Origin of the sequence: Candidatus Poriferisocius sp., from assembly GCF_965208355.1 — a bacterium.
Taxonomy (GTDB): Bacteria; Actinomycetota; Acidimicrobiia; order Acidimicrobiales; family Bin134; genus Poriferisocius.
In genome coordinates, this window is sequence record NZ_CBDBOM010000003.1 from 1,640,284 (window position 1) to 1,667,060 (window position 26,777).

The 26,777-nt window shown below is 61.3% G+C and carries 27 protein-coding genes; 12 read left to right on the forward strand and 15 right to left on the reverse strand.

Going from position 1 to position 26,777, the window contains the following annotated elements; translation table 11 throughout:
- Window positions 1-4: 4 nt before the first annotated feature.
- Both ACOGXH_RS08900 and ACOGXH_RS08905 read left to right on the forward strand, forming a co-directional pair.
- The gene (locus ACOGXH_RS08900) at window positions 5-751 is read left to right on the forward strand and encodes an SDR family NAD(P)-dependent oxidoreductase (protein ID WP_419928753.1); all 747 of its coding nucleotides are present in this window, start codon (window positions 5-7) and stop codon (window positions 749-751) included.
- Window positions 748-1,545, forward strand: coding sequence for an SDR family NAD(P)-dependent oxidoreductase (locus ACOGXH_RS08905; protein ID WP_419928754.1), 798 nt, complete (start codon window positions 748-750; stop codon window positions 1,543-1,545). The genes ACOGXH_RS08900 and ACOGXH_RS08905 overlap by 4 nt, the downstream gene beginning before the upstream one ends.
- Here the strand turns inward: ACOGXH_RS08905 and ACOGXH_RS08910 are convergent.
- Window positions 1,542-2,900, reverse strand: coding sequence for a phosphotransferase family protein (locus ACOGXH_RS08910; RefSeq protein ID WP_419928755.1), 1,359 nt, complete (start codon window positions 2,898-2,900; stop codon window positions 1,542-1,544). The genes ACOGXH_RS08905 and ACOGXH_RS08910 overlap by 4 nt on opposite strands.
- A 20-nt stretch (window positions 2,901-2,920) precedes the next feature.
- On the reverse strand, window positions 2,921-3,700 hold the full coding sequence (locus ACOGXH_RS08915; RefSeq protein ID WP_419928756.1) for a class I SAM-dependent methyltransferase: 780 nt from the start codon (window positions 3,698-3,700) through the stop codon (window positions 2,921-2,923).
- A gap of 22 nt (window positions 3,701-3,722) precedes the next feature.
- Here ACOGXH_RS08915 and ACOGXH_RS08920 point away from each other — a divergent pair, with 22 nt between their 5' ends.
- Window positions 3,723-4,043, forward strand: a complete 321-nt coding sequence (locus tag ACOGXH_RS08920) for a hypothetical protein (RefSeq protein WP_419928757.1) — start codon at window positions 3,723-3,725, stop codon at window positions 4,041-4,043.
- Between the two features lie 56 nt (window positions 4,044-4,099).
- A complete protein-coding gene (locus ACOGXH_RS08925; RefSeq protein WP_419928758.1) occupies window positions 4,100-5,407 on the forward strand; it encodes an MFS transporter in 1,308 nt (435 codons plus the stop codon).
- 12 nt (window positions 5,408-5,419) lie between these two features.
- On the opposite strand, the gene ACOGXH_RS08930 is transcribed toward ACOGXH_RS08925, so the two are convergent.
- The 3 genes from ACOGXH_RS08930 to ACOGXH_RS08940 are packed head-to-tail and all read right to left on the reverse strand — an operon-like array spanning window position 5,420 to window position 7,447.
- Window positions 5,420-5,968, reverse strand: a complete 549-nt coding sequence (locus ACOGXH_RS08930; protein ID WP_419928759.1) for a UGSC family (seleno)protein — start codon at window positions 5,966-5,968, stop codon at window positions 5,420-5,422.
- 24 nt (window positions 5,969-5,992) lie between these two features.
- Window positions 5,993-6,976 carry a hypothetical protein gene (locus ACOGXH_RS08935; protein WP_419928760.1) on the reverse strand — a complete coding sequence of 328 codons (984 nt, stop codon included), beginning with the start codon at window positions 6,974-6,976 and terminating at the stop codon, window positions 5,993-5,995.
- Window positions 6,977-6,985: 9 nt separating this feature from the next.
- A complete protein-coding gene (locus ACOGXH_RS08940) occupies window positions 6,986-7,447 on the reverse strand; it encodes an Lrp/AsnC family transcriptional regulator (RefSeq protein WP_419928761.1) in 462 nt (153 codons plus the stop codon).
- A gap of 185 nt (window positions 7,448-7,632) precedes the next feature.
- Here ACOGXH_RS08940 and ald point away from each other — a divergent pair, with 185 nt between their 5' ends.
- Entirely contained in the window at window positions 7,633-8,766 is a 1,134-nt protein-coding gene (gene ald / locus ACOGXH_RS08945) for an alanine dehydrogenase (protein WP_419928762.1), read from the forward strand.
- Window positions 8,767-8,779: 13 nt separating this feature from the next.
- Here the strand turns inward: ald and ACOGXH_RS08950 are convergent, their stop codons facing one another.
- Window positions 8,780-10,282 (reverse strand): GMC family oxidoreductase, encoded by a 1,503-nt coding sequence (locus tag ACOGXH_RS08950; protein WP_419928763.1) that lies wholly within the window; start codon window positions 10,280-10,282, stop codon window positions 8,780-8,782.
- Window positions 10,282-11,049, reverse strand: coding sequence for an enoyl-CoA hydratase family protein (locus tag ACOGXH_RS08955; RefSeq protein WP_419928764.1), 768 nt, complete (start codon window positions 11,047-11,049; stop codon window positions 10,282-10,284). Before ACOGXH_RS08955 ends, ACOGXH_RS08950 begins: the two co-directional genes overlap by 1 nt.
- On the opposite strand from ACOGXH_RS08955, the gene ACOGXH_RS08960 reads away from it, so the two are divergent.
- Genes ACOGXH_RS08960 through ACOGXH_RS08970 form a run of 3 tightly spaced genes read left to right on the forward strand, consistent with a single transcriptional unit; the run spans window position 11,042 to window position 13,114 of the window.
- Window positions 11,042-12,244 (forward strand): LLM class flavin-dependent oxidoreductase, encoded by a 1,203-nt coding sequence (locus tag ACOGXH_RS08960; RefSeq protein ID WP_419928765.1) that lies wholly within the window; start codon window positions 11,042-11,044, stop codon window positions 12,242-12,244. The two genes, ACOGXH_RS08955 and ACOGXH_RS08960, sit on opposite strands and share 8 nt — an antisense overlap.
- A gap of 4 nt (window positions 12,245-12,248) precedes the next feature.
- Window positions 12,249-12,704, forward strand: a complete 456-nt coding sequence (locus tag ACOGXH_RS08965) for a hypothetical protein (RefSeq protein ID WP_419928766.1) — start codon at window positions 12,249-12,251, stop codon at window positions 12,702-12,704.
- Window positions 12,704-13,114: a MaoC/PaaZ C-terminal domain-containing protein gene (locus ACOGXH_RS08970; protein ID WP_419928767.1), complete on the forward strand. Its 411-nt coding sequence runs from the start codon at window positions 12,704-12,706 to the stop codon at window positions 13,112-13,114. The genes ACOGXH_RS08965 and ACOGXH_RS08970 overlap by 1 nt, the downstream gene beginning before the upstream one ends.
- A 7-nt stretch (window positions 13,115-13,121) precedes the next feature.
- Here ACOGXH_RS08970 and ACOGXH_RS08975 read toward each other — a convergent pair whose 3' ends face one another.
- Entirely contained in the window at window positions 13,122-13,985 is an 864-nt protein-coding gene (locus tag ACOGXH_RS08975) for a metal ABC transporter permease (RefSeq protein WP_419928768.1), read from the reverse strand.
- A gap of 24 nt (window positions 13,986-14,009) precedes the next feature.
- Window positions 14,010-15,269, reverse strand: a complete 1,260-nt coding sequence (locus tag ACOGXH_RS08980; protein WP_419928769.1) for a metal ABC transporter substrate-binding protein — start codon at window positions 15,267-15,269, stop codon at window positions 14,010-14,012.
- Between the two features lie 317 nt (window positions 15,270-15,586).
- On the opposite strand from ACOGXH_RS08980, the gene ACOGXH_RS08985 reads away from it, so the two are divergent.
- On the forward strand, window positions 15,587-16,057 hold the full coding sequence (locus ACOGXH_RS08985) for a Fur family transcriptional regulator (protein WP_419928770.1): 471 nt from the start codon (window positions 15,587-15,589) through the stop codon (window positions 16,055-16,057).
- A gap of 24 nt (window positions 16,058-16,081) precedes the next feature.
- The gene (locus ACOGXH_RS08990) at window positions 16,082-17,659 is read left to right on the forward strand and encodes an acyl-CoA dehydrogenase family protein (RefSeq protein WP_419928771.1); all 1,578 of its coding nucleotides are present in this window, start codon (window positions 16,082-16,084) and stop codon (window positions 17,657-17,659) included.
- A gap of 1 nt (window position 17,660) precedes the next feature.
- Here the strand turns inward: ACOGXH_RS08990 and ACOGXH_RS08995 are convergent, their stop codons facing one another.
- The 3 genes from ACOGXH_RS08995 to ACOGXH_RS09005 are packed head-to-tail and all read right to left on the reverse strand — an operon-like array spanning window position 17,661 to window position 21,230.
- A complete protein-coding gene (locus ACOGXH_RS08995) occupies window positions 17,661-18,446 on the reverse strand; it encodes a TauD/TfdA dioxygenase family protein (RefSeq protein ID WP_419928772.1) in 786 nt (261 codons plus the stop codon).
- Window positions 18,447-18,458: 12 nt separating this feature from the next.
- Complete coding sequence (locus tag ACOGXH_RS09000; protein WP_419928773.1) at window positions 18,459-19,721, reverse strand: cytochrome P450; 1,263 nt, start codon at window positions 19,719-19,721, stop codon at window positions 18,459-18,461.
- A 36-nt stretch (window positions 19,722-19,757) separates the two neighbouring features.
- Window positions 19,758-21,230 (reverse strand): family 20 glycosylhydrolase, encoded by a 1,473-nt coding sequence (locus ACOGXH_RS09005; protein WP_419928774.1) that lies wholly within the window; start codon window positions 21,228-21,230, stop codon window positions 19,758-19,760.
- Between the two features lie 191 nt (window positions 21,231-21,421).
- On the opposite strand from ACOGXH_RS09005, the gene ACOGXH_RS09010 reads away from it, so the two are divergent.
- Window positions 21,422-22,051 carry a TetR/AcrR family transcriptional regulator gene (locus tag ACOGXH_RS09010; protein WP_419928775.1) on the forward strand — a complete coding sequence of 210 codons (630 nt, stop codon included), beginning with the start codon at window positions 21,422-21,424 and terminating at the stop codon, window positions 22,049-22,051.
- A 74-nt stretch (window positions 22,052-22,125) separates the two neighbouring features.
- Here ACOGXH_RS09010 and ACOGXH_RS09015 read toward each other — a convergent pair whose 3' ends face one another.
- Both ACOGXH_RS09015 and ACOGXH_RS09020 read right to left on the reverse strand, forming a co-directional pair.
- Window positions 22,126-23,277 carry an amidohydrolase family protein gene (locus ACOGXH_RS09015; RefSeq protein ID WP_419928776.1) on the reverse strand — a complete coding sequence of 384 codons (1,152 nt, stop codon included), beginning with the start codon at window positions 23,275-23,277 and terminating at the stop codon, window positions 22,126-22,128.
- A 53-nt stretch (window positions 23,278-23,330) separates the two neighbouring features.
- Window positions 23,331-24,080: an SDR family oxidoreductase gene (locus ACOGXH_RS09020; RefSeq protein ID WP_419928777.1), complete on the reverse strand. Its 750-nt coding sequence runs from the start codon at window positions 24,078-24,080 to the stop codon at window positions 23,331-23,333.
- A gap of 46 nt (window positions 24,081-24,126) precedes the next feature.
- Here ACOGXH_RS09020 and ACOGXH_RS09025 point away from each other — a divergent pair, with 46 nt between their 5' ends.
- A complete protein-coding gene (locus ACOGXH_RS09025) occupies window positions 24,127-25,275 on the forward strand; it encodes a cytochrome P450 (protein WP_419928778.1) in 1,149 nt (382 codons plus the stop codon).
- Here ACOGXH_RS09025 and ACOGXH_RS09030 read toward each other — a convergent pair.
- Window positions 25,272-26,771, reverse strand: coding sequence for a neocarzinostatin apoprotein domain-containing protein (locus ACOGXH_RS09030; RefSeq protein ID WP_419928779.1), 1,500 nt, complete (start codon window positions 26,769-26,771; stop codon window positions 25,272-25,274). The genes ACOGXH_RS09025 and ACOGXH_RS09030 overlap by 4 nt on opposite strands.
- Window positions 26,772-26,777: the final 6 nt, after the last annotated feature.

The following is a 26,777-nucleotide window of genomic DNA, read 5'->3' on the forward strand; positions in this document are numbered from 1 at the left end:
ATTCGTGAGACTTTCGGGAAAGGTGGCTGTGGTCACCGGCGCGGGATCGGGCATCGGCCAGGCCACATCGGTACGTCTGGCCGACGAAGGGGCCGTCGTGGTGGGCAGCGATATCAGTTCTGACGGGCTGGAGAAAACCGCAGCGATGGTTGGCGAAGGGGCGGTATTCCACCCGGTTGTGTCCGATGTGCGCTCCCGGGACGCTTGCCATGAACTGGTGGCCTCGGTAGTGGCCGACCACGGTCGCCTCGATGTGCTGTGCAACATCGCCGGAGTGGCCCGGGGCCATCGGGTGGGCGACGTCGACCAGGAAGTGTGGGATTTGATCTTTGGCGTGAACGTTGAAGGGGTGTTCTGGATGTCCCAGGCCGCACTCCCCCACTTGGAGGTTTCGAGCGGCTGCATCGTGAACATGGCCTCCAATGCTGGACTGATGGGACAGGCCTATACCGTGCCCTATTGCGCCAGCAAGGGGGCCGTGATTCAGATCACCAAGGCCATGGCCATGGAGACGACAAGGACCGGCATAAGGATCAACGCCATCGCACCCGGTGGAGTGGAGACCAATCTGGCGGCATCCTTCGGCTTTCCCAGCGAACCCGACTTGGAGCTGATGGGGCGATACATGGGTATGCGGGGCATGGCCCAGGCCGATGACATCGCTTCCGCGGTGGCCTATCTGGCCTCTGATGAAGCCCATCGAATACATGGAGCAGTGTTGAGTATCGACGCCGGGTTGACCGCAGGATGAGCTGGGATCCGGCTGGCCAACGAGTGCTGGTAACCGGTGCCTCATCGGGCATCGGCGCGGCGTTGGCGGTAGAGCTGGGGCGGGGTGGGGCCTTTGTTGGCCTAGCCGCCCGGCGTGGCGACCGCCTCGAACAGGTGTTGGGCGAAGTGCGAGATGTCGGGGGAGACGGCTGCTGGTGGATGCTGGATCTGGCTGACCTCGAAAGCGTGGCCCCGTTTGCGGAGCGAGCCTGGGCCGAAATGGGGCCCATCGACGTACTGGTGAACAACGCCGGCGCTCCCCGTCGGCGGTCGATGAAACGACTCACCCCCGAGGAATTGGACGAGACCATGGCGGTGAACTTCACCGGATCAGCTCGGTTGTCCTTGGCCCTACTGCCCTACATGCTGGACCGGGACTCGGGGGCAATCGTCAACGTGTCGTCAATGGGAACCCAGTCGATGGCCTTTCGCACCGGGGCCTATGGGGCGGCCAAGGCTGCGCTCAACTTGTTCACCGAAGGACTCTATTTTGATCTGGTGGGAACCGGCGTTCGGGCCCATCTGTTCACCCCTGGTTCCACTGACACCGAATTCTCCACCCCCAAGCCGGGAAACGACGACCCATTCCCCCAGCCCCCTGGCGCGTTCATGGACCCGGTCGACGTGGCCAAGGCGCTTATAGCCAAATTGGGAAATGACGACTTTGAGGGTTTTGCCGCACCTGCCCTGAAGGAGACCGCCCAAGCCAAGCGAGCCGACCCCAATGGCTATCTGGTGGAAGCCATCAAGATGATGGGCCTGCGGCAGCGCTAGTCGATTCTTGAGAATTTGCGGTCGGGGAACAGGTCCACCACCGGCTTCCACAAGTACTCCAGCCGCCACGCCCGCCGAGCCAGATAGCGGAGCACCTCAGACTCCTTTTCTCTACCCCAACCCTGGATTGCGTGGTCTAGCCCCATCAATCCGTCATCAAGGCTGCCGGCCCGTCGGCCGGTCAGCGCGGCGATCTCGTCCAATTCGATGTTGGCAAGTTCGGCGCCGAACTGCCTCTGGCGGTCTAAGCACTCCACCAACAGCGTGGCGTGCTCCAGCCGATGGCGGGGGTAGTCGCCGTCGACGGCGGGCAGCACCTCATCGCGCAGGTTTTGGATGACCACCCCTTCAAGAGAACTGGCCGTCGCGCTCTCGGGCAGTTCGGGACGCTCCAACTCGATGCCCATGGCGTCGGCCAGCGCTTCACAGGTAGCCCGCTCGCAGATGTAGCGATAGGCCCAATTCATGGCATTGGGCATTTGGGGGTCGTTGATGGCGGTAATGCGGGCCAGCGACACGATGGACCGTACAAACTGCTGCACCCGGTAGTAGCGAACCGAGTCGAGGTGAACGGGAAACCCGGACAACTCCTCGTACCGGCGAAACATTGGAGCGAGACCTTCATCGGGAGTCGAAGGGCAGTAGAACTCCCGGGTGCAGATATTGCCAAAGTCCTCCATGGGATCTCCGAAGTGGGCCCACTCCCAGTCGACTATGGCGCTCACCCGCCCTTCGTGGAACATGAAATTGGCTGGCCCGGTATCGCCCTGCAAGAGGCTCACTCGGTCAAGGCGCTCGGGAACATGGTTCCGAATCCATTGAAGCGAATACGTATACAGCGGGTCAGTCACCATGCCGCCGAGGAACTGCTCCACGAAGTCGATCTCGCCCAACGCGCACTCGTCCGATGTGGCGGGAATGGGCATGTGGTCGAGCCCCAGCGAGTCGGGATCCAGCGAATGAAGCAGGACCAACTGCTGGATGAAGTCCTCGAGCACCGCGGCTTGCTCTTCGGGTTCGGCGTTATCCAAGTCGGCCCGTCCCGGCATCCTCTCGTGCAAAGCAGCCTGAAGATCATCGTTCCACGCGCTAATGGCGGGAACCTTCATGCCGGTCTCGACCAGCGCGGTCTGAACCTTGGCTTCGCTCTTCACCGAGTGCGTCCCACTGCCGTCCCCTTCCCGATCCAAGCGCAAGAAGTACTCGGCCACCGACTCATCGGGTCGGGTCACATCGACCACCCACGCTTCCCGTCGCGCGATGTGGCGCTCTAAGCGAGTGATGGCCCCGCCCCCTGCCTCGGCAATCCAGTCCGTCATACCGTCGGGCAGGTCGTGTTTGAACTCCTCAGTCATCCCGATGGCTTAGCACGCCACTAACCCTCAGGTCGCTTTCCCCAAACAGCAACCCAGAGGCAGTCGATGTAGCGAAAGCTGGGATCATCGAAGCAGGCCAGCAGTTCGTTGTACTCAGCTTCGTCGTAGTCGTCACGGCGAGCGCTGAGCGGCCGAGCGACCTCCATGGTGAAGCGGCGATAGCGGGCCCGCAATGATCCACCACACACAAAGTCGGTCAGCCCCTCTGAGGACACATCTTGCAAACGGGCGCCGAGCACCTCGTGGACGCGGCGGCCTACAAAAGCGTCCATCCTGGTGCCAGCAGTCGACCGTTCCCGGAAGCGGCGGAACACCTCGGCTCGGGGATGGTCGGGTTCGCACTCCATCATGGTCCCGTAGTCGGGTTCAGCGACCATGACCCATCCTCCTGGGCGGGCCGAGGCCACCAAATTGTCGACGGCGCCATCGAAGTCGGCAACGTGGGCCAGCAGGGCCCGGCAGTGCACCAAGTCGAAGGCTGAGTCCTCGACCGGGCCGTCGCAGATGTCGTGAGTGCGAACATGGGGACCGCTCAAGAACCGGGGCATGATGTCAGCCGAAATCACTTCAGCCCCCCGATCTCGCAGCCACTTCGACACTGATCCTCGACCAGCCCCCACATCGGCACACCGCCAGCCGTTCCCCACCCCGATTCGTTCCAACCTGGCAAAGGTGGGTCCGTCGAGAATGGCCTCCAGCATGGCCAGTCGCGGTCCTTCTCCGTCCGCGTCGATCTCCGACATGGCGTACCGCACTCCAGGCGGCTCTGCACTGGGCATGTCGTGAGCCTACGATGCGGGTATGAGCGAAGAACGGGTATTCGGAGACGTGGCTACCAAACTGCTGATGGAGAACGACCGGGTTCGGATCTGGGAAATGCGCCTGGACCCTGGCGAGCGGTCTGACCTTCACCGGCACGATCTCGACTATGTGCTGGTCCAGGTGACCGGCGACAAGGTCGCGGGAGACTTCGAACCCGACACCACGGGTGAGTTCTCCGGTCTTGTGGAGGGCGACGTGATTCCCGGTCAGTCCATGTTCATATCCAAGGGCGGCATCGAGACCGCAGTAAACACCGGCACCGAGCCTTATTACGAAGTCCTGATTGAGCTGAAAGACTGAGCACTTCAACAACTCCGCATGATGCGGCCTACGCCTGGAGGCTGCTGGTAACCCTGTTGGCCGGGCAGGTGGTGTTCGGCTCCACCATGACCATCATCGGAGCCTCTCTGTCAGACATCTCGGAGAATCTGGGCACCACCAATGCCACCCTGTCGTGGGCGGTATCCGCCCCGTTTCTCGGCTTAGCTGCAGGGACGACGGTATTCGGCACTCTGGGCGACTTATGGGGTCACCGGCGGATGCTGATCCTCGGATTGACGGTGTTCACGGCGGCCACCGGGGTGTGCGGGCTGGCCTGGGATGCCCTTAGCTTTATCGGGTTCCGGGCGTTGGTAGGGCTGGGCGGGGCCATGATGATTCCCAACGGGATGGCCATCATGATGGCTGCGTTCCCGGTCAATCAACGTGCTAGGGCCATGGGCTGGTTCCAATTCGCGGCCGTTGGAGGGCCGGCTATCGGCTTGGTTACCGGTGGCGCCTTGGTGGACGCGCTGGGCTGGCGGGCCATCTTCGCCATCTACACCCCAATTGCCGCGATCGGCCTGATTGCCTCGATCTTCGTAGTCCGGCCAACCCGTGCGGGCGAAGCCAAGCCGGTTGACGTGGCGGGGGCGCTCAGCTTGGTGGCTGCGGTAATTGTATTGATGGTGGCTCTAGACCGAGGGGCAAACTTGGGTTTCGAGCACCCGGTGGCATTGGCGTTATTGGCCCTCGTGCCGGCAACCATCTGGACATTCGTGACCATCGAACGACGCACGGCTCACCCGATGGTCCCGCTTGAGTGGTTCCGCCGCCGGAACTATGCCGGGCCGGTTGTGGCCTCTGCCACGGCCAACGCGGCTTATATGGGCGGGTTCATCCTCGCCCCCCAACTATTGCAGGAGCGCTACGGGTACACCCTGACTGCGGCCACCGTGTTTCTGGTAGTCCGCCTGATCTTTTTCAGCCTCAGCTCGCCGGTGGGTGGTCGTCTAACCGCGACCCGGGGCGAACGTTGGACTTCCTGTTTGGGCAGCACGTTGGTGGTCTTGGCCATGGTGTCCTTTGCGGCGGGATCGCTGGTCGACGCCGTAGTGCTGGTGATCCTGGGGCTAGCACTGGCCGGCGGGGGACTTGGGGTGGCCGGGCCGGCCTATCAGGTTTCGGTCGTGGGAGCAGTGCCGATGGATCGCCTAGGAGCAGCAACTGGAATGTTCCAGACACTCACCAGCCTGGGTACTGCTGCTGGCGTCCAAGTACTGGTGTTGGCAGTGGGAGAGAACGTCTCTGGTGCTGCCTTTGCCAGCGCATTTTGGCTGGGCGCGGCTGTTGCTGCCGTCGGTGTATTTGGTGCTGCTGCTATTTCCTCGGCGAACTCCGCTTAAGCGGAGTAGCGGCTAGCTCTGGCCGGTCAATGCGGCCAGGACCTTGGGGGCCATGATCTCGGCCAGTTCGAGGCACTCCTCTTTCGACCAGATGGCGGTTGGGGTCCACGGGTAATCGGCAGCAAGGAACTCATAGTCTGGGCATCCGCTCACTCGAGCGATTGCCTGGGCTGAGCCCCTCATCTCCTCGTGGACGATGGCGACACTGGGGACGCCAGCCCATTCCAACTCCACTGCGTCCCGCAAACTGCGGGCACTACAGCTGCCTCAACCGCCAAAGCCGGTTATGGCAACAGTCGCCTCCTCGGTGAGCCTGCTCCAATCACCCGGATCAGGGGGTATCGAGACCGAGCTCTTGACCACCTTGAGCGGGGCTAGAGGATTGCTCAGCTTGGTCAACTCGTCGTAGAGGGCATCCAGGAAGATCTCCCCCTCGCCGAGGCCATTGGCTACCAAAGCGACCACTGCTCCGTCCAGACTGGCTGGCCGGGGAGAGAATTCGTGATCGTCAGTACGGTCGAACGGGCCCGAAGTGGGGTCGAGGCCGATAAGGGCAGTCATGTCTTTACCCTAGCCTGTTCTTCTTCACAGAATTGGTTCGGTGATGGCGAGGGCCAGGTGGGGTAGCAAGAGCCAGCTTGCCCCCATGCCGGCCCCACCGGCAGCCACGATGAGGATGCCCTCGGGTTTGCCGATTCGGGCCATGCGGTCGGTGGCGCTGGTGGCGGGGGCATTGAGCCGGGGCCATAGGTATTGCTGTATGTCGGCCTTCGACCATCCCTCTTCGAGAAAGAACCGATGATGCTCATGGCCGATCACGATGACTAAGTTGCCGTCCTCTCCTAGCCAAGAATCGCCCGCGACTCCATTGGCCCGGATGTCGCGCACCAGGGTCTCGCACACTGCCTCGGCGGTGCGGCTGGTGAAATCGGTGGCCTCGACCATCTTCATCAGGGAGTGGACGGTTACCGCACTTTGCTCGGGAGACAGGCCCCGCTGAACGTGCAGTGGCTCCCAGTCGGAGACCTCTTCGTTCTCCCCGAAGCAGAAGGTGTAGCGAGCCGGGGTGGAAAAACTGGCCCGATCCAAGAAACCGGGAATGCCCCGGCACACGTTGCGGATCACCAGGCGCAGCGCCCGACCGATGGTGGCATTGGCCCTGAATCCGGGTCCGAAGCAGCCAGCTCCAGAGGCTACGCCCAGCTCGTTTCGGACGGGTCCGTTAATGATGACCGCCTGAGCGGCGCCTGACAGCGTCCCGGTGGTCGAGTGGCAGTTGCCCTTGGGATGGAGATGGGCCCGAACTGCGGCCACCACTGTTGGGAAATACTCGGGGAGGCAGCCAGCCATAACCGCATTCACTGCCGCCTGCTCCGCGGTGCATGTCACCTCCCGGGTGGGAACTGTGCCCAGCACTTCGTCCCCGGAGAGCCCGGCGCTATCGAGAAATGCGGCCACCTTGTCGGGCGTGGGGGGCATAACGGGCAACCCATCGGTCCAGCCCCTCTCGAGGTAGTCCTCCACCAAATCTTCGTAGGAGTCGTAGGTGTGCTGGGCGGCCGTCGTCATGACCCAAAGCTAGAGCTCGTGGCGGGTGGTCTCCCACACAGAGCGGATGGCAAAGCTGGACCGGAGACGTCCCACTCCGCTGAAGCGCGACAGGTATTGGTTGTGGATCCGCTCAAAGTCCCGCTGATCGGCCACGGCCAGGTGGAGGAGGTAGTCGGCATCGCCAGCCATCAGATGGCAGGACATAACCTCCGGGCATTCCACGACCTCCTTCTCGAATTGACGCAGATTGGTTTCGCTCTGGCTTACCAAGGAGATCTCGACGAATACGTCCAGAGAGCGGTTGATGGCTTCAGGGTTGACGATCATCACGTAGCCGGCAATCACCCCGTTTGCTTCTAGTCGGCGAACCCTCCGATAGCAGGCCGAAGGCGATAGGCCCACCCGTTCCGCGAGTTCGACATTGGACATGCGAGCATCGGTCTGGAGTTCGTTGAGGATCGATCGATCGATTGGATCCAATTCCGTCACTGGTCTTACTCCTCAGAAGCTACGTGTGAATCAAAATGAGGTAACACACAAAATACGCGACTTTAAGCGCTATTGCGAATAAAAGTTTCGCCTCATGGCGCTTTCGCAGCAAAGATTCAAGATTTATTCACCACCATCGCGGGTAAAATATCCTCGTAACCATCGATTTGTGGTGGAGGCATTCAATGCGCATCGGGGTTCCCAAGGAAATCAAGAACGAAGAGCGAAGAGTGGCGTTGACGCCCGGTGGTGCCACTGAACTTGTCAATCGCGGTCACCAAGTCCTCGTTGAGCGGGGCTGCGGTTCAGGGGCGGGGTTTACCGACGAGGAGTACTCCTCCCACGGCGCGGTCATCGCTGATTCCGCTGAAGAGGTGTTCAGCGGGGCCGAGATGATCGTGAAGGTGAAGGAACCCCAGGCCGAGGAGCGGGCCCGTCTCGACGAGAACCAAGTTCTTTTCACCTATCTGCATCTGGCCGCAGACGCAGTCCAGACTGCCGAGCTGGTTGACCAGGGTGTGACCGCCATCGCTTACGAATCAGTAGTGGGCCCCAACGGCGGACTTCCGCTGCTGGCCCCAATGTCCCAGGTAGCCGGGCGGATGTCGATCCAGGCTGGAGCCCATTGCCTGGAGTCATCACAAGGCGGACGTGGGGTGCTTCTCGGTGGTGTGCCCGGCGTTGCCCCCGCCAAGGTGGTCATCCTTGGCGGGGGCGTGGTCGGCCGGAACGCAACGCAAATGGCCATCGGGTTGGGCGCCGACGTGACGGTGATCGATCGGGACGTTGTGGTCTTGGAGGACTTGAGCTCGCGATACGGCTCGGCCCTGCACACTCTGCACTCCAGCGGAGGCGCTCTCGAGGAAGCGGTCCTGGGGGCCGATTTGGTCATTGGGGCAGTCTTGGTTCGAGGCGCCCGCGCCCCGCACCTGGTCACCACGGAGATGGTCAAGCACATGCGGCCCCGGTCGGCAGTGGTGGACGTGGCCATCGATCAAGGTGGCTGCATTGAGACCTCACGGCCCACGACCCACGCCAATCCCACGTATCTTGCCTACGACGTGGTCCACTACTGCGTGGCCAACATGCCCGGCGCCGTCCCTCGCACATCCACATTCGCCCTAGAGCACGCCACTCTCCCCTACATGACCATGCTGGCCGATCTCGGCCCGAGGGAGGCCATGAGAGTCGATGCCGGACTCCGGGCCGGCCTCTCAGTGTGCCAGGGGCAGGTAACCGAGCCGGCGGTAGCCCAATCACTGGGCCTCGACTTCACGTCTCCCGAACAGATCCTGGGGTTAGCCCTTACCGCGGCGTGACGGCGATTCTCCGTTAGATCAGTTCAGCCATTCGCTCGGCCATGGCGATGACATTCAGGTTGGTGTTGGCTCTGGGGGTTTCCGGCATGATCGAGGCATCGCAAACCCTCAACCCTTCGGTCTCCCAAACCCGGCCATCGGGGCCGACTACTGCGGCGGGATCGTCAGACGGGCCCATGGCGCAGGTACCCGCGCCGTGGTAGAAGGCCACATGGTGGGCGAATACGTGGGCCAGCAGATCATCGCGAGCCAGGCGATTCGGGATAAACAGCGGGCCATCGGCCACTTTCTGGTACGAGGGTGACAGCAACAGCTCCAAACCCAGCTCAAAGGCTTCGACCAGCCGGTCCAGATCGGGCTTGTGAGCTAGGAACGGATAGGTGATTGTCGGAGGTTCGGACGGATCAAGCGACATTGGGTGAACTGATCCCCTGATCTCCACCCGTTGCAGAGCCGCGTTGAAGGCAAAAACCACATCCAAACCTCTGGCTTCGGCTCGACGCCGGGGACTGGAAGAGAGATCGATTACCCCGACGGGAAACAGCTGGAGATCATTGGCCGGTCCCGATGAACTGGTGAATCGCAGCAGGGTCTGGATGGTGACATCGTCAGAAGACACCATCCCCGGCTTGGGCGCCGCGAACAAGTAGATGGCCGGATGGTCGGAGAAGTTGCCCCCTACCCCGGGGCGATCGGCCACGATCTCGACTCCCAATCCGGTCAGCTCTGATGCCGGACCGATACCGGAACGCCATAGCAACATCGGCGATTGGACCACACCGGCGGCCACGATCACCTCACGGGCGGGGATGGACTCATTTCGGCCGTCGCACAGTACGTCCACTCCGATGGCCCGGTTGCCCCGCCATCGCACTGCTGTGGCCACGCATTGTCCTCGTACCTCCAGATTGGGGCGGCTTCGGACTTCAGGGGTCAAGTAGGCATCAGCAGCCGATACCCGTTGCAGCCCTCGTCGATTGCGGGGCAGAGGACCAGAGCCGGAGGAATTTGGGGCGTTGTGGTCGGCGAGGTACTGGTAGCCAGCTGCTTCGCACGCTTCGTAGAACACCGCGTGGACCGGGTTGAGCTCAGACTCGGGAGTGCGCACAATGGGCAAAGGGCCATCGCGGCCGTGCCACTGCTCTTCTCCATCAAGGTCGGCCTCCAGTCGTTTGAAGCTGTCCAGCATCGCCTCCCATCGCCATTCGGAGAAGCCCCAGGAGTCGAAATCTTCGGGCATGGCCCGCACGGCTATCCCGCCGTTGACGGCCGAGCTACCACCCAGCACTCGCCCCCGGGGATAGTGCTGAGTCCTCCCACCGGGTAGCCGCACTGCATCGCCCCAGTCATGCTGGGGATGAGAAGAGACCGTGATGTCGGCCAATTCTGGGGGCAGGCGGTCCCCATGGTCTGGGCCGGCTTCCAACAGCAGAATTCTGCGGGCTGGATCCTCCGACAACCGGGACGCCAAGACCGATCCCGCCGAACCTCCCCCAACAATGACGGTGTCAACCACTACTGGGCGGCTTTGTTCGACTCCCGCTCGCCTCGGATGAAGGCGTCTCGGGCCTTTTCGCCTTCGCCCATGAGGTTCAACTCGTAGGTGAACCCCTGCTCGAATCGATAACTGCGGTGGACGTCCACCGGGTCTATCCCATTGATCGACCACTTGGCTTTGCGAATCACCCCCGGTGGCTTGGATGCGATCACCCCGGCCACCCTGCGGGCCTCGTCCATCAACTGATCGCCCGGTACGACGCTGAGCACTGTCCCCCACCGCTGGAGGTCTTCGGCGGCTACCGGCTCGCAGCTGTACATCATCCAGCGCATCACCTTCTCCGGAACCAGCCGAGCGGTGTGAGTGGCTGCCCCCAGGGCCCCGTTGTCCACCTCGGGCATGGAGAACTTGACCCCTTCGGCAGCCACCACCAAGTCGCAGTTCCCTGCGAGGCCAATCCCCAAGCCTAGGCAAAAGTCCTGTACCGCGGCGACCACCGGCACCGCGCAGTCGTACACCGCCCCGAAGGCCTCATAGCAGGCATCTCCAGTGCCCAAGACCCCTTCGAAGCCCTCCATGGCCTGCATCTCCTTGATGTCCACGCCAGCGTTGAATCCCCGACCTACGGCGGTGAGGATAACGACTCTCACATCAGAGTCGTGCTTGTAGCCGCGGAAGATCTCAGCCAGCCGATAGGTGTCGGCGATGTTGAGGGCGTTCACCGGCGGATTGTCCATGGTGACGACGGCAATGCCTTGCTCGTCGATCTCGGTGTGAATGGCCACAGTGCGCTCCTTTGCCCGATGCTGGTTCCCGGCGGCTCAGCGTACGCCTACCCAGCGGCGGCTACTAGCTTCTATCCAAACAGACTTCCCGATCTCAGAAAGCGAGTCCACCTTGCGCATCGGTTATCTGATCGACACCAACCATGGCTACTACGACCAGCCCCTGCCCGAGCCCGCCAACGCAGCCGACGTCCTTGATGCCATGATCGAAGAGGGCATCCTGGCTGAACAATCGGGATTCCACTCCATTCAAGTCCCCGACCGCCATGGCCGCACCGAGTCGTACTTCGGGTCACCGCTAAATCTGTTGATGATCTTGGCCCGGGAGACCAGCAGGGTGGCTATTGGCTCCTACTGCCTGGTCAACACCCTCTACCACCCCATGGAGGTGGCCGAGCAGTGCGCCATCATCGACAACATCTCAAAGGGTCGGCTGTACATGACCTGGGGTCGGGGTTTCCACGCCGGCTATTGGGGCCAGTTCGGCGTTCCGCATGAGCGGATGCTGGGCCGCTACTTGGAGAATGTGGCCATCATCGACAAGGCCCTGCAATCCAAGGGGGAGCGATTCAGCTGGGACGGAGATTTCTACCAGGTAAACGACGGCTTGTTGTCGCCCAATTCCTATCAGCAGCCCCGGTTCCCATTCTGGGGCGGCGGACAGCTGCCCGCGGCCATCGAGCGGTGTGGGGTTTACGCGGAGTCTTGGACTTGCGATGACTTCCCCATCCTCAAGGAAGTTTGGGACCAACAGGCAGGCGCCTACCGGGCCAGGGCCATCGAACACGGCAAGGAGCCCTTTATCGTCCTGATGCGTAAAGCATGGGTGGCCGACACCTTCGAACAGGCCGCCGAGCAGTACGGGTCCCACTATGTGCCCGAGATGCGGTTCTACTGCGAGCAGGGAATCCTGGCCCACCACCCCGAATTCGACTCTCCGGAAAAGATCACCACCGAGTCGGCCCGCGAGCACATCGTGGTTGGCTCCCCCGCCCAATGCCGGGAACGGTTGGAGCAGTATCACGAGGAATTAGGCGTGCAGTACTTCACCGTGCAATTCCGCATGGTCACCGGTCCGTCTTTCGAGGCGACCCGCGAGCAGATCCAGCGCTTCGGCGAGGAGGTGGTGCAGCCATTGCACCGCAAGTATCCCGCTCCCGACCATCCGGCCATACCAGAGGCCTGCCGGTGGTGAGGCAATGACTTCGGCGACAGAGACTCCGACCATCGAGGAATTGGAATCCCTGGTGGGAAGGCAATTCCCCGGTGGAACTTACGCCGTGGAACCGTGGAGGGTCTGGCTGACCAACGACGTCCTCGGCGCGCCCCAGCGAACCGACGGCATCGCCCATCCCATGTTCTGCTACTACGCGGCAATGGCCGGATTGGGCATCTCCATCGACGAGATGTTCACCCTCTGCTATGGGTCAGCCGACGATGGCCCGATGTTCGGCGAGTGCGATATCCAGCAGCTGCGCCCTTTGGAGATCGGTGCCACCTACACCGTGCGGGGGGAGATCACCAGCGCGGTCCGCAAAGAAGGGGCCCGCACGGGGACCTTTGACATTGTGGCGTTCCAACTGGAGGTCGTTGCCCCCGATGGCGAAGTGTCGTCTGTGGTGTCCAATTCGTTCATCTTTCCCAGGAGGCCCTAGTGAGCGAGAAGCCAATTCCATCAGTAGGTGACGAGCTGCCTCGGATGGCCATCGAATCGGTGGACGCCGAAAAGATGAAGACGATGGCTGCCCTGCTGGCCGATTCCAATCCCATCCACTGGGATGTCGACACCGTGAGAGAACTGGGCATGGGAGATCAGCCGGTGAATCAAGGTCCCAACAATCTGGGTTATGTTATGAACATGCTGGGCGACTGGGCCGGTGGTGCCGAACACATCCAGAAGATCCGCGTGCGTTTTCTGGACAACGTCTTCGCTGGCGACCGGTTGGAGGCCGGCGGCTCAGTCACCGCGGTCGGCGATGATGGTGCCGTCGAATGCGATGTTTGGCTGGCCCGCGACGGCACCCATCCGGTGCTCGCCGGAACCGCAACCCTGCTGTTGAGTTGACGGACCACTAGGTGATGAGCCGCACGTTGTAGGTGCCAGAAAGAGACCGAATCAGCAGAGCGATCAAGAACAGGATGACCGTGCCCAGCGCCATAGTGGCACCGGCGGCGGTGTCGTGGTGGTAGCTGATGAGCAGGCCAACGACAACGGCGACAGCACCGAGCATGACTGCGGTGATCATGATGGCAGGGACCCGCCGCACGCACATGGCCGCAGTAGACGGCGGGGCTACCAAGAATGCAAATACCAGCAAGTTTCCGACCGCCTGAAATGACGCCACAATGGCGATAGCCAACAGCGCCAGCAATGCGGCATGGGCCACTCGGGGCCGAAGCCCCAACAGCTCGGCTTGCACTTCGTCGAAGGTCATGACCAGAAATGCCCGATGGAGCACCACTATTCCCAACAAAGTGATTCCGGCGATAATGAGCTGACGAAGGAGGTCGCTGTCGGTCACCCCAGTGATGGATCCGAAGAGGAATCGGGTGATGTCTCCGGAATAGGCCCCAGAACTGCTGGACAGAATTACCACCGCTAAGGCCAAGAAACCCACATAGAGCAGCCCGATCGAACTGTCTTCGGGCAACGGCGAATGGGCCCGAATGAGGTTGACGCCGAAAACCATGACCAGAGCGGCTATGACCGCGCCCACCATGGTGTCGCCCCCGAGGATGAAGGCGATGGCTATTCCGGGCAACACCCCATGGCCTAAGGCCTCCCCGAAGAAGCTCATCCCCCGAAGTACCACCCACGTTCCCACCGTAGAAGTGGCCAGCACCGCTAGCAGCCCTGACCACAGGGCATTCCGCATGAAGACGTTGTCGTAAAAGGGCTCGATCCACCAGTCGAACGGACTGGTCAGAAAGTCCACTAGTCCAATTTAGCTAGCGGAACATCAACCGAGGCCTTCGGCGATCTTCTGTGCGTTGGTACGTATGAACCCGACGTAGGTGCCCGAACTGCTATCAGCGGGACCCAGCGATCCAGTATTCAAGGAAACTACCTGGACACCGGCCTCTCGGCCCAAGGCTTCAGTGTCATCGGAACTGTGTGTCGTCTCCGAGAAGATGGCGGCCACACCGGTTTCGTCGATCAGCTCAACCAGTTCCTGGAGCCCCGCGGGGCTAGCCGCGGCCAGAGTGGAGCCGCTGGGAATGACCGTTCCGATCACCTGGAACCCGTAGCGATCGGCGAAATAGCCAAGGGCATCGTGGTTGGTGACCAACAGGCGATCCTCAGGATGCAGCGGGGACAAGATGGCATCGACCTCAGCGTCCAAAGCAATGAGCTCGCCGCGATATGCCGCAACACACTCGTCTAGGGCCGCGGCATCGAGTCCTGCCTGGGTGGCCAGAGCTTGGCTGAGCGCGGGCAACGCATCGGCAACTCGAATGGGATCGAACCACACATGGGGGTCATCACTTCCGTGCGCATGCGCATGGCCGTGGCCGTCGTCTTCGGCGTGGTCGTCGTGGTCGTCCTCGTCGTGGTCGTCCTCGTCGTGGTCGTCCTCGTCGTGGTCATGACCCTCGTGGTCGTCTTCGTGCTCGTCCTCGTCGTGGTCATGGCCCTCGTGGTCGTCGTGGTCGTCCTCGTGCTCGTCCTCGTCGTGGTCATGGCCCTCGTGGTCGTCTTCGTGCTCGTCCTCGTCGTGGTCATGGCCCTCGTGGTCGTCGTGGTCGTCCTCGTCGTGGTCGTCCTCGTGCTCGTCCTCGTCGTGGTCATGGCCCTCGTGGTCGTCGTGGTCGTCCTCGTCGTGGTCGTCCTCGTCGTGGTCATGACCCTCGTGGTCGTCGTGGTCGTCGTGGCCCATCGCCGAGCCGAATTCGATTACCGAGACATGGTCAGCCACGCGAAACACTGGAGTGCCCGCATCTTCGACCGCATCAATGGTGTCCTCTAGGCCTTCCTCCAGGAACAAGCCGTTCGCCACTATCAACGCCGCGTTTTCCATGTTCTCGCGATCACTCAACGAGGGCTGAAAGGCATGAGGGTCGCCACCGGGGGGAATGACGGTTACCACTTCCGCCAACCCGTCGCAGGCCACGTTGGCCACAACATCAGCCCATATCGACGTCGTGGCTATGACTGTCGGTACACCAGTTCCGTCATCATCATCGTCGTTCCCGCAACCGGCAGCGACCAGTGCCAACACAGCCAGCAAGCACCCTGCACCAAATATCACTCGCTTTAAATTGATAATGAGTCTCATTCCTGCAAACGTATTCTGCGACCTGCGTCGATGACAAACAGACAACGCTTACTTTGCGGAGAGACGTTCGGGCAAGAAGGGAAGACCATGACGGCAATAGTCCATGCGCTGTACATCATTGGCCAGCTCTTTGCGATCATGGGGGTGGTTTTCGTTGTCCCTCTGTTGGTGTGCGATTGCTGTCGGTACTGCTGGAAGCGACGGTGCGCCCGCCGTGAGCGGTGTACATCCGAAATGAGCCCCTAAGATAAAGAACAGGAATGACTGAGCAGCTACGACAGAGCGCTGAAGACAGGGAGTTCCTCTCCGAGTTGCATGCTCAAATCGGTGGCAGGCTGGCCCAGCAAGGCCACCGGTACACCAGCGGCCGACGGAAACTGGTGGAGGTCCTAGTCGTCTCCGGACAACCGATGATTCTGCCTGACATCGTGGAGGCAGATCCGAAGTTGGCTCAGAGTTCTGCCTATCGCAATTTGGACGTCTTGGTTCGCTGCGAAGTCATCCGGCGGATTAACGCGGGGGGCGATCACACCTACTTCGAGTTGGCGGAACCGCTACTCGGTCACCACCACCACCTCATATGCCTGAGCTGTGGCAGCATTGAAGACGTTCAATTCGACAGTGAAATTGAACGCCTGGTGGACAAAAGTTTAAATGAAATATCAGCCCGAACCGGATTCACTCCCACCACCCACAGTCTCGACCTCCACGGACATTGCGCCGACTGCTGACCCAGCATCCGGCCTAGGTTGGAAGTGCGTCTAACTGAACTACGGCTTGTCGGCGAGCTGTCACAGTGGCGCCAAGAGGTCCGGGAATTCTTGGATGCGGATATGGCTCCCGAACAGGTGGCTGGCCATGTCGACCCCACCGATCTAACCGGTCTCGACCTGGAATTCGAGCTGCGACACCAGAGGGAGGCAGCTCGTCGGGGCTTCCTGGCTGTTTCACTTCCGAGAGCCGACGGGGGCGGCGGCCGCTCTCGGGCTTGGAAACACGTGTACGACTTGGAGGCTGCCTATCACGGTGCGCCTTCCATCGACACCGGAGTGACCCTGTGCGGCTATGTGCTCTCTCAATTCGGCACGCCCGCCCAAAAGTCCCGGTGGTTGGCCCCGATGGTCTCCGGCGAGATGCTTGGTGCAATCGCGTATAGCGAGACCGGCGCGGGCAACAGCTTGGCAGCCATCACCACCACTGGGGTTCGCAGCTCTGATAGCTGGGAGCTGTCGGGAACCAAGTCGCACATTACGGGGGTTCACAAGGCTGACCTGGCCGTGGTGTTGGCGGTAACCGACCCAGAAAAGAGCGCTCGTTCTTCGATGACCATGTTCCTCGTTCCCCTAGATGCTCCCGGAGTAGAGGTGAAACGCAGGCCCACCATCAATCGTTGGACCCTCTGTGACATAAACCTCGGTCAGGTTCGCCTGGGCGAAAACAGCGTATTGGGCGAGGTGGGGCAAGGGTGGTCGCAGGTGATGGCCGCGGTGGCCGCGGAGCGGGGGTCGCTGGCCCACTACGGATGGGCCGAGCTGTGGTTGCAACGACTGCCTGCCGGGGTTCCCTCGTGGGAACGAGCTCGACTGCACGCCGCGGCGGCTCGAGTCCGAGCCTTTTGCCAGCGGCTAATTGACTACGAGGAGACGGGCCAGGCAGTGGACTACCAGGCCTCGGTAGTGAAGGTGGCTTCCACCGAACTTCTCCAAAGAATCGCCCGAACAGCCCGATCTTGGGCGGGACCAGAAGAAGCCGACTGGACTGCCATGTTTGAGCAGGGGCCCACGTACACCTATGACGCACTCGAGGCTATCCATCCCTCCATCTCAGTCGGTGCCAACGAGACCCATCGGGACATGATCGCCACTGCCCTGCTGGACAGCGATCTGTCCTTGTCCCCGCCCCTGCCAAATGTCGCCGACGATCCTGTTCTCGCTGCCTGCGTCGAAATGGCCGCTGATGCGCGCCAGCTCTTGGCCAGAACCGCTCATCACGCTCTGCGCCGTCCGCTGTACGGCCGACAAGTACAAGACTTCCAGGTCGCCCGCCATCGCTTCGTGGACATGGCCATCGCAGTCGAGGCGATGGAGCTCACCGCCGCCGAGGCCGCCCACTCCCCTACCGGTGTTGCCCGCGACTATCTGGTGTCCGCAGCCAAAGTGACCGGGAACGAAGCCCTATTGGACGTCATAGCGGGGGCTCACCAACTGCACGGGGCCGACGGGTACTACGAGGACCATTTCCTCGCGCCCTTCGCCCTTCGAGCATGGTCTGCCCAATCCCGGGGCGGCACCACAGCCGAACATTCAGAGCGCTTGGCCAGGCTGACGGCCTAGCTCATCCATCAGCAGCGCTGCTGGCAATCGTCACCCGGTGGAGGACTCGCTCTTCGCCGCTGACATCCCCCACGACGGCGTGCTGGGTAGATCGGTTGTCCCATATCACCAGGTCGCCGTGGCGCCAGCGATGTCGGTAGGTGTTCTCGTAGCGGCCGATTACCCCATAGAGGAACTCCAGAAGCGGGCGGCTCTCCTCAGGGGTCCACCCATCGATCCGGGTCACATAGTTGTCGTTGACGAACAGCGCCTCTCCCCCGGTGTCAGGATGAGCCCGCACCACCGGGTGGACGGCGACGACCGCCTCGTGCTCCAGCCCGGCTTCAGCGGCCAGGGTGGTTCCCTCATGCACAGCGGAGAGCGCCCGGAGTGCCTCCTGAAGCCCCGGGGACAGCGATTCGAATGACTTGACGGCAGAAGCGAACATGGTGTCCCCGCCCACCTTGGGCAATACCCGAGCCAACAGCAGAGTGTAGGCATGGGGGTGCCGCATATGGGTGGAGTCGGAATGCCAGGTCTGGGTGATGGGGTTCGGGTCGTAGATCTTCATGATCCCCGGATAGCCCTCGATTGAGGGCACGTAAGGGTGGATGGAAATCTCCCCCCAGTTCCCGGCAAAGGCCAGTTGGTCTTCTGGGGTCATGGCCCCCTGGTCGCGAATGCAGATCACACCGCTCTTGTGGAGAGCGTCGCGTACCGCTGAGAACTCAGATCCCTCGATTCCCCTGGTCAGATCGAGCCCGATGACTTCAGCGCCGAGTGCCCCGGCCAGCTGCCGAATCTCCATGGCTGGGAAACTCTAATCAGTCGATCCCAGGCGAACTGCCCGGTCATTGAATTCAATGGGCAGCGTCTTGAGACCGCTCAATCGGTTGGTCCGAGTCCAGGTGGCGTCGCCGACGATCTCGATGTCGAACCAGCGATCCAGAATGGCGTTTAGCATCACATCGATCTCTAGCCGGGCCAAGTTGGCGCCCAGACAGAAATGGGGGCCGTGGCCGAACCCCATGTGGTTGTTGGGGCTCCGATCGATGCGGAATTCGAACGGGTCGTCGAACACCGCCGTGTCCCGGTTGGCCGACATCTCCCAGACCACCACCTTTTCCCCCGCGCCGATGGCTTGGTTGCCCAACGTGGTGTCCACCGTGGCCGTGCGCCGCTTGTAGACAGAGGGCGTCGTCCACCGAACAATCTCCTCGATGGCCGGTCCCATCAAAGAACGATCAGCGCAGAGGCGGGCCATCTGATCGGAGGACTTCACCAGCTCCCACAGCCCGCCGGCTATGGCCTTTCTGGTGGTCTCCGATCCGGCAGTGAACAGCAGCGCCCAGAACATTGCCACCTCGTCGCCATCAAGGCGAGGGGGTACCTGGTCGGGCAGCTCGCCGTGGATGACTACCGAGAGGAGATCATCGCCTGGGTTGTCGGTGCGCTCTTGGATGAGGCGCTGTCCGTACAGGAACATGTTGATGCTGGCATCGCTGGGACCGTCGGGCATCTCCTCCATGGTGAAAGTTTCGGAGGTTATGTCCACCCATTCGCACAGCATGCGCCGGTCATCGTTGGGCACTCCCAGCAGCATGCAGATGGCTTGGAGGGGAAGCTCCGCGGCAACGTCGATGACCAAATCGCAAGCTCCCCGTCCGCCGGGAGCGGGAGCCACGCTGTCGAGGATGTGGTGGGCTCGACTTACAAGGTCGTCGCGAATCCGGCCGATCATCTTGGGGGTGAAGCCCTTGTTCACCAGCTGTCGGATCCGCTGGTGCCGGGGATCGTCCATCATGTTTAGGAGCTTCCCGCTCATCTCCATGTCGTTGATGGTGGTGCCACCGAAGGGGCGGTTCCCTCCGGTATGGCTGGAATAGACCTTGGGATTGCGGAACACTTCCAGCACCAGTTCGTGCGTGCTCACACACCAGAAGCCCTCGCCGTCGGGGGTGCGGTCGGTGGGCTCATGCCACCAAACCGGGGCATGCTCGCGCAGCTGGATAAAGGCTTCGTGGGGAAACCCGTGGACAAAGGTCTGGTAGCTGCTGAGGTCGGGAATTTCGAGAGTCGCCATCAGCCCTCCTTAGGCCAGCGTATCCCGCTCAATGGGCTAGAGGATCAGCTTGCTGATGGAGTCGTCGAGGCCGCCAGGACGGCTGGAGAGCAGCCAGGCGGCGCGTTGGGCATCTGCAGCCTCGGCCACTTCATCAGGTGTCGGTGCTTGCACGTCGAGTTCGTGTTCAGCGGCGAGCCGGCGCAGACCTAACTCTGCCAATCGGCAGGCCGAGCGCATTTCCTCGGCGACTACGGCTCCTCGTGCACCTCCTATCGGCTCGGAGAACCGCTCATCAGCCTCAGCCAGAACACCCAGTCCTCTTGTGACGCTCCCTTGATCGAGTTCGCCGAAGCTCCGAAATGCGGTAGCGCAAAGCGCGTAGAAGATCGGGCTTCCGTTGATTGAGATCAGCCCAAGGCTCTCACCAATGTCGCCGAGGCGGTCGATTAACGCGCCGATACCCACTTGGCAGCCGAGAATTTCGTCGATTTGCTCTCCCACCTCAGGGTGGTCGGGAACAGGTCGCCTGGTGGCTGCTGCACCGGCGCGCACCATGGATGGGAGCGACACCGGCAGCGGCTGGAAGTGACCGTTGTCTCCCCAATCGGTCAGCAGGAATCCGGGAGCTTGGTGGGCTCGTCCCACTTCCGCTGCATCCATGATGTTGCCCGCGGCATTTCGGTTGCGGCCAATGAGGGTGTTCCAGGTGCCGGTGCCAGGGGCTACCCAAAACGATCTTTCGGCTTCTATGAACAAGCGGGCATGGGACTCAAATCCCAAATGGGCGTCATCGGGAAGCCCAAGCCGATCCAGCAAGTTCGCGGGAAGGAAGGATCCCCAGCTTTGATCAGAAGGGGCCTCGTAGTTCCACACCACCGGCGTAACCGCCGCGGGAATCTTGTCCAGCAGGGATCGGTCTCGGCGGAACTGGTCCGCCCAGAACATCACGTCATGCCCGTCGGCCACGAGGGGCTCGATGATTCTGTTCAAGTGCTCCACATAGACGGACTGGCGCCCCCTTTCGGCAACGAGGTCTGACGAGACACCGTCCCCGAGTTCGAACGGTTCGTCCCCGCCGATATGGATTCTCGGGTGTGGGATCGCCTTGGCCATCTCTCGGGCGAGCGAAACCCCGAAGCGGGCGTTCTCGGCGGTGGGCGCTAGACACGTCGGCTCCATGTTCCCTTCGCCGAATGGGCTCGGCGCGCCATCAGGGCATTCGGCCATCTCCCGATATCGCTCGTGGGCCAACCACCTTTCCATATGGCCGAAACAATTCATGTTGCCGACAAGTTCGATGCCCTTCATATGGCATATGTGGTTAAGCCATTGCATGTCCTCAGCAGTGAACGCAGAGGACTCTCTCCATGCCTCTTCATGCCCCGAGTAGGCAAATGTATGTTCAACGTATAGTTGGAGTTCATTGAATCCCAGCATTGCCAACACGTCCACCAACCACTCCAGGGTTTCCAGGGTTGGAACGCGATCCCTTGAGACATCCAACATATAGGCTCGTCGTTCGAACATATTTCTCCTACAACTTTTGAAGCCAACAGTCGAGGTTATATCAGAAACAATTTGGCATGATCTCTTGTCGACTAGACCACAGTTAGTTCATGCAAAAACCTAAGCAGTATCGCTCCTGATATTGGATTAGTGGGTGGAAATAGCCTACTCAGAAAGCGACAAGCTGATTCTCCATGGGTAAACTTGGTCTGATGGGAGAGTCCAGCAAGCTCAGAAAATACCGCTCCGACCATGAAGACCTGAATACCCACAGCCGCTCTGCAATCATCGAGGCGGGGCAGATCTTGTTCTTGGAGCAGGGAATCGCTTCCACGACTATGGGAGAAATCGCTGAGCAGGCAGGAGTCAGCCGAGTCACCGTGTACCGGCATTTCCCCGAGTGTGGTGCCATTGCGTTCGAGGTATACAACCGGATGCTCGAGTCGATACTCGAGGCAACCCGTGTCGAGGTGCCTGCGGGCGTCAGAGGCCTTGATGCAGCCCAGCACTGTCTGAATGCTCTTTTTGGGGCTTATCCCGAACAGGAAGCCGCCTTTCGATTCTGCGCCGCCTTCAGTACCTACTATGCAACCGAAGAGCGATCCGATGAGCTGGCGGAGTGGTACGCCGCTCGGGAGTTCCGTGGACTCTCTGATGCTTGTGCCCAGTTCTTCGGTGCTCAAATTGATCCGGAGACTTCAAGTCGCCTGATGGCGGTCACCGACGCGGCGGCAAGCGGATTGTGCAGTCTGGCAGTCAGCACTCATTCGCTCAGCAAGGCCGAGGCTCAAGGTCGGTTGAACAATCTCAAGGACTTCCTCGTCGGAATCCTGGACGCCTAGCCAAAGCACGACGCCGTTCTCCGTGGCCTAGGCCGGGCAGGCAAGACAGGCGGCCTAAGGGCCTGGGGCGACAGTCAAGGGCCTTCGATCCGGTAGAGAGCGGCGGCGTTGTCCCACAGCAGCTTTCGGCGAGTACCTTCCGATTGACCGGCAAGCGAAACTTCAATCCGCTCGCGAACGTTTCCATAGAGACAAGTCGGATGAGGAAAGTCGGTCTCAAACAACACGTTGTCAACGCCGATCTTGTCGAGCAGCCGCTGAGGCGCAGTCTCCTCGAACCAGTAGCACGCGTACACCTGGCGGCGGAAGTACTCGCTGGGCATCATTTCAAAATTCGCTGCCCTTTCGAGCCCCCCGCATTCGTTGAAGGAATGGTCAACAGCCTCAAGCACGAAGGGAATGAATCCGATGCCACTCTCCACGGACACGAATCTGAGGTCCGGGTAGCGAGGCAAGACTCCGGAACCCAGCAGATCAGTTAGCTGTATGCCGTTCTTCAGGAACATCTCCAACGACGCGTAGGCGTAAGTCGAGGGTTTGCCGTGGGCCGCCATCCGTTCTGGAGTGAAACCGGTTGTGGTGTCGCCGCTGCCAATGTGGAGGCTGATGGGGAGTCCAGCCTCTTGGGCCACCGACCACAGGGGATCCCAGTGAGGGTCGCCCAGCAGAGGCAGTCCGAATCGCTGCGGCTCTCCGGTGAACAGAACCGCCCGGTGGCCGAGCTCAGCGCATCGGGTGATTTCGGCCACGGTGTCATCGATGTCCCAAAAGGGGGTTGAGACAACGGCCACAAAGCGGCGGGGATCCGGGGAAATCCAGTCGAGTTGGAAGTTGTTGTAGGCCTGGACGCAGGCCAGCATCAGCTCGCGGTCTTCCAGCTTCAAGAAGTGCTGAGCGCCGAATCCGCCGACATTGGGATAGAGCACCTGGGCCCAGATTCCCTGCTCGTCCATGTACTTCAGTCGCTCGCTGGAGTCATAGGCCGCGGGATGGATCTCCTCGAACACCGAAGGACCGTCGGGGAAAGGCTCTGGCCACCCGGCCACCGCGGTCATTCCTACTGAAGAGAACACCTCGCCACCGACGAACCAGTGGTCCTTGCCCTCATCTGTCCGCTGCACCTGGGGCACTCGGTCTTTGAATTTCGCGGGAACGCGGGACACAAATGTGTCGGGTGGTTCAGTCACATGAGTATCGACGTCGATGACGAGCTCAGAGTTGGCCATATTCCAAGTTTGCCCTACTTCCCCTTCACTGTCAGTTGGATGGTTCTTCTCGGTCAATTCTTAGGGCTGCGGGCCATGCCGCCATCGATCACCACCGTCTGGCCGTTCATGAAGCTCGATTCGTCCGAGCAGAGGTACAGCAGCAATCCGACCAGATCTTCGGGCTGGCCTTGTCGTCTTACCGTTTGGCGAGCCAGCAGGGTCCGGACCTGCTTCTCCGGGAGTTTCGCAGTCATCATGCCCGGTGCGATGCCATTGACTCTGATGTTGTCGTCGGCAAACTCGTCGGCCAAGACCCGAGTGACCCCGTTGAGGGCGAGTTTTGACACCGTGTAGGCGCCGGCGTCCATCAGCGCACCGTTTGACGACTGGTTGACGACGACGCCGCCGCCGCGGGTGCGCATTGACTCCGCGCAGGCCTTGGCGCACATGATCGGCGCAACCGTGTTCACGGCCAGGATCTCCATCCATTCATCGGCGGACAGGATCAACGCCTCACTCCATTTCCCCCGGGCCAATCCGGCGTTGTTGACCAGGATGTCCACCCCGCCGAACGCGTCGACGGTGGCCTGCACCATGGCGTCGATGTCGTCTCCCGAGGCAACATCGCACCGAACACCGATGGCCTGAGCCCCGGTTGCCGCAATTGCTTCAGCAACTTCTACTGCGGCCTCGCCGTCGATATCAGCAACCACAACCGATGCACCTTCGCTGGCCAGCGCCCGGGCATAGACGACCCCCAATCCTCCAACGCCTGCGCCCCCCGCACCGGTGACAATGGCCACTTTGCCTTCAAATCTCATACAACCACCTCTTGGTCGACTGGAATCCTATGCTCGCGGTCGATCTATGACCCTTGGATCTTCCATCTCCCTGGCTCACTTGGAAGCCGACCCCGACCCGATCCTGGCTCGACTGCGGGCGGAGGAGCCGGTGTCCTGGGTTCCAGCTATGGAAATGTGGCTAGTCACCCGGTGGGACGACGTGGTTTACGTGGAAGAACATCCCGAGCTGTTTAGCGCGGCGACTGAGCCGTCGTTTTTGGCCCGGGCGCTGGGTCAGAACATGCTCACCTGCGACCCTCCGGAGCACACTCGCCTCCAAGCCATCATGCAGCCACCGTTCCAGCCCGGTGGGCGCAGCGGCGCCTTTTCCTCAGATGAGCTTGGCCCGATGGCTGATCGATTGCTGGACACCGTTGATCCGGCGGGGTTCGACCTGATGACCGACTATGCCCAGCCGCTGTCAGCAGGGTCTTTGGCCACCGTGCTCGGACTCGACGCGCACGGCTTCGACAAGATGTGGGCTTGGTGTGAAGGTTTGTGCACCGATCTGGCCAACTTCGAGAACGACCCGGACCTGACCGCCATCGGTGAGCAGACCAAAGCTGAACTCGGTGCAGCTATCGCCGAGCGGATCGATTCCGCTGGCGACGATGACTCGGCCATCTCGTGGTTTGTTCAGGAGGGGGCGGCGCCAGAGGAGATCGTTAACAACGTGCGACTGATGATCTCTGGAGGCATCAACGAGCCCCGGGACGGCATTGGGATGGTGACCTGGGTTCTCCTGACTCGCCCCGACTTCAAGTCTCAGATTGATGCAGCCCCCGCCAAGCTGCGCCGTCTCATAGAGGAAGTGTTTCGGGTGTACAGCCCAGTAGGAACCATCACCCGCCAGGCCACGCGGGATCTTGAATTGGATGGCACGCCAATCCGGGCTGGAGACCTGGTGAGCGGCGTGCTGCGGTCGATCAATCTCGATGAGGCGCACTGGACCAACCCAACGGAGATCGACCTCGACCGCCGAGAGGGCACCCACGCCGCTTTCGCCCTCGGCACCCACCGTTGCCTGGGCGAATGGCTCGGCCGCCAAGAAGTGCGAGTGGGGGTAGAGCGTCTTTTCGCCCGCTTTCCTGATCTAGTGCTGGAACCGGACCAGCAGATCGAAATCCACGGCTTCGAATTCCGCGGCCCCCGTTCTGTTCGGGTTAGCAGCTAGCGAGCAAAGCTGAGGGGAATCCGAATGGTGGCCTCGGGGTCTTGGAGGCCGGAATCGTTGACCGCGATGACACAGTCGTCAACGGTGGCATCACAGATACCGCTGCCGACTGCTCCGACGATGATCGTCAGCTCCACCGAGCCTTCGCCGGTGGGATTGGGATGCAGGATTCTGGCGTTGGTGAAGTCGCAGACTCCTGAACCCTCGATACCGCCTTGCGAGCACTGGAGAATGTTCACGGTCTGCTCGGGGAGGAACCCGCTCCAGGCGACCACTACGGTCTGTCCGTCGACCAAGCCGGTTGTCGGCTCAGCCGATGCCTGACGGCTGAGCTCGGGCACCTCGAACTCCACGGTTAGGCCGGAGTTCGCTTCGGCGGCGAAAACCAGCTCGGCGCTGGGAGATGAGCGGGGCTGTTGCAAACGGGTGGCGGCCTGCTCGTCGCCATCGAGAGCCACGGCCAAGAAATCCAATGTGGTGGTGACAACGTCGTCAAAGAGATCGCTGCCCGAACCCAGCCAAGAACCGTGGTCCCCGCCGTCAAGAGTCAACAGGCCCTTGATCGCTGAAATGTCGTTGAATAGCTTCGGTGAGGTTGCATAAAGAATCAGGGGGTCTTTGGTGCCGTGGATTATCAAGATTGGCGGGGTGTCGGTGAAGTCGTACTCGCCCTCAAAGGGTGCCGGCGGACCTGCCATGGGCACCACCGCATCAACCCGCTCGTCGCGACAACAGCTGTTGGCGCCGATTCCCAGCACGGTGATCGCCCCATTGGAATGCCCGATTGCCGCGATCTTGCTGCTATCCACCATGTTGGCCAGCGGCCATTGGGGGTCGGCGCCGAGTTGGACGACGGTGTCGATCAGGAAGCTCAAGTCGCCCGGTTGAGATCCGGTATCGCCCGCGTCCGCGCCACCAGGATTGAATCTCGAGCTGCGGGGGAATTCGGGGGCGACGACGACGTATCCGCCTGAAGCGATTGCGGCCAGGAATTCTCCGTATCCCTCCGGGTAGCCGCTCAGCCCGTGGGCCAGCAGGACTAACGGATACGGGCCACCTGCTGGCTGGGCGTTCTCTACCGGGCTGGTGGCTGAGCTATCTATCGCGGCGGGATAGACCAAGAGGGTTCGAAGGGTGCGGCTGTCTTTGCTCGGGTCGTTGCCACTTGGCGGAGTGGTTCGGTCGTGGTCGACGAAAGTCTCCTCGATATAGCCGAGTCCGGAAACAATTGGGGCCGGCTCGTCCGTGGTTTCTTCCGGCTCCTCAGGAGGAGCCGACGGGGCGGAGGGAACGATGGTTCCAACCGGGTCTTCGCTATTCGGATCGGCGGGGGGCGCCTCCGGAGCAGGGGTAGGGTCCGTAGCGGTGCCGACTTCTAAGGAGTCCTCTGGAGCTTCTGACGTTTGATCGCCAGATGATCCGCACGACACCAACAGGGTCGCGCTGAGAGCAAAGACACAAATGATGGCCACAGCACGGCCAGTCGAGTCCAACATTGCGTC

What these genes read in the sequence shown, in the direction of transcription:
- ACOGXH_RS09000 (WP_419928773.1), bottom strand. Translation starts at nt 19,721, where the DNA reads ATGGCGACTCTCGAAATTCCCGACCTCAGCAGCTACCAGACCTTTGTC.
- ACOGXH_RS08910 (WP_419928755.1), bottom strand. Translation starts at nt 2,900, where the DNA reads ATGACTGAGGAGTTCAAACACGACCTGCCCGACGGTATGACGGACTGG.
- ACOGXH_RS09015 (WP_419928776.1), bottom strand. Translation starts at nt 23,277, where the DNA reads ATGGCCAACTCTGAGCTCGTCATCGACGTCGATACTCATGTGACTGAA.
- ACOGXH_RS08915 (WP_419928756.1), bottom strand. Translation starts at nt 3,700, where the DNA reads ATGCCCAGTGCAGAGCCGCCTGGAGTGCGGTACGCCATGTCGGAGATC.
- ACOGXH_RS09020 (WP_419928777.1), bottom strand. Translation starts at nt 24,080, where the DNA reads ATGAGATTTGAAGGCAAAGTGGCCATTGTCACCGGTGCGGGGGGCGCA.
- ACOGXH_RS09030 (WP_419928779.1), bottom strand. Translation starts at nt 26,771, where the DNA reads ATGTTGGACTCGACTGGCCGTGCTGTGGCCATCATTTGTGTCTTTGCT.
- ACOGXH_RS08935 (WP_419928760.1), bottom strand. Translation starts at nt 6,976, where the DNA reads ATGACGACGGCCGCCCAGCACACCTACGACTCCTACGAAGATTTGGTG.
- ACOGXH_RS09025 (WP_419928778.1), top strand. Translation starts at nt 24,127, where the DNA reads ATGACCCTTGGATCTTCCATCTCCCTGGCTCACTTGGAAGCCGACCCC.
- ACOGXH_RS08985 (WP_419928770.1), top strand. Translation starts at nt 15,587, where the DNA reads ATGACTGAGCAGCTACGACAGAGCGCTGAAGACAGGGAGTTCCTCTCC.
- ACOGXH_RS08920 (WP_419928757.1), top strand. Translation starts at nt 3,723, where the DNA reads ATGAGCGAAGAACGGGTATTCGGAGACGTGGCTACCAAACTGCTGATG.
- ACOGXH_RS08905 (WP_419928754.1), top strand. Translation starts at nt 748, where the DNA reads ATGAGCTGGGATCCGGCTGGCCAACGAGTGCTGGTAACCGGTGCCTCA.
- ACOGXH_RS08960 (WP_419928765.1), top strand. Translation starts at nt 11,042, where the DNA reads ATGGCCACAGTGCGCTCCTTTGCCCGATGCTGGTTCCCGGCGGCTCAG.
- ACOGXH_RS09005 (WP_419928774.1), bottom strand. Translation starts at nt 21,230, where the DNA reads ATGTTCGAACGACGAGCCTATATGTTGGATGTCTCAAGGGATCGCGTT.
- ACOGXH_RS08965 (WP_419928766.1), top strand. Translation starts at nt 12,249, where the DNA reads ATGACTTCGGCGACAGAGACTCCGACCATCGAGGAATTGGAATCCCTG.
- ACOGXH_RS08995 (WP_419928772.1), bottom strand. Translation starts at nt 18,446, where the DNA reads ATGGAGATTCGGCAGCTGGCCGGGGCACTCGGCGCTGAAGTCATCGGG.
- ACOGXH_RS09010 (WP_419928775.1), top strand. Translation starts at nt 21,422, where the DNA reads ATGGGAGAGTCCAGCAAGCTCAGAAAATACCGCTCCGACCATGAAGAC.
- ald (WP_419928762.1), top strand. Translation starts at nt 7,633, where the DNA reads ATGCGCATCGGGGTTCCCAAGGAAATCAAGAACGAAGAGCGAAGAGTG.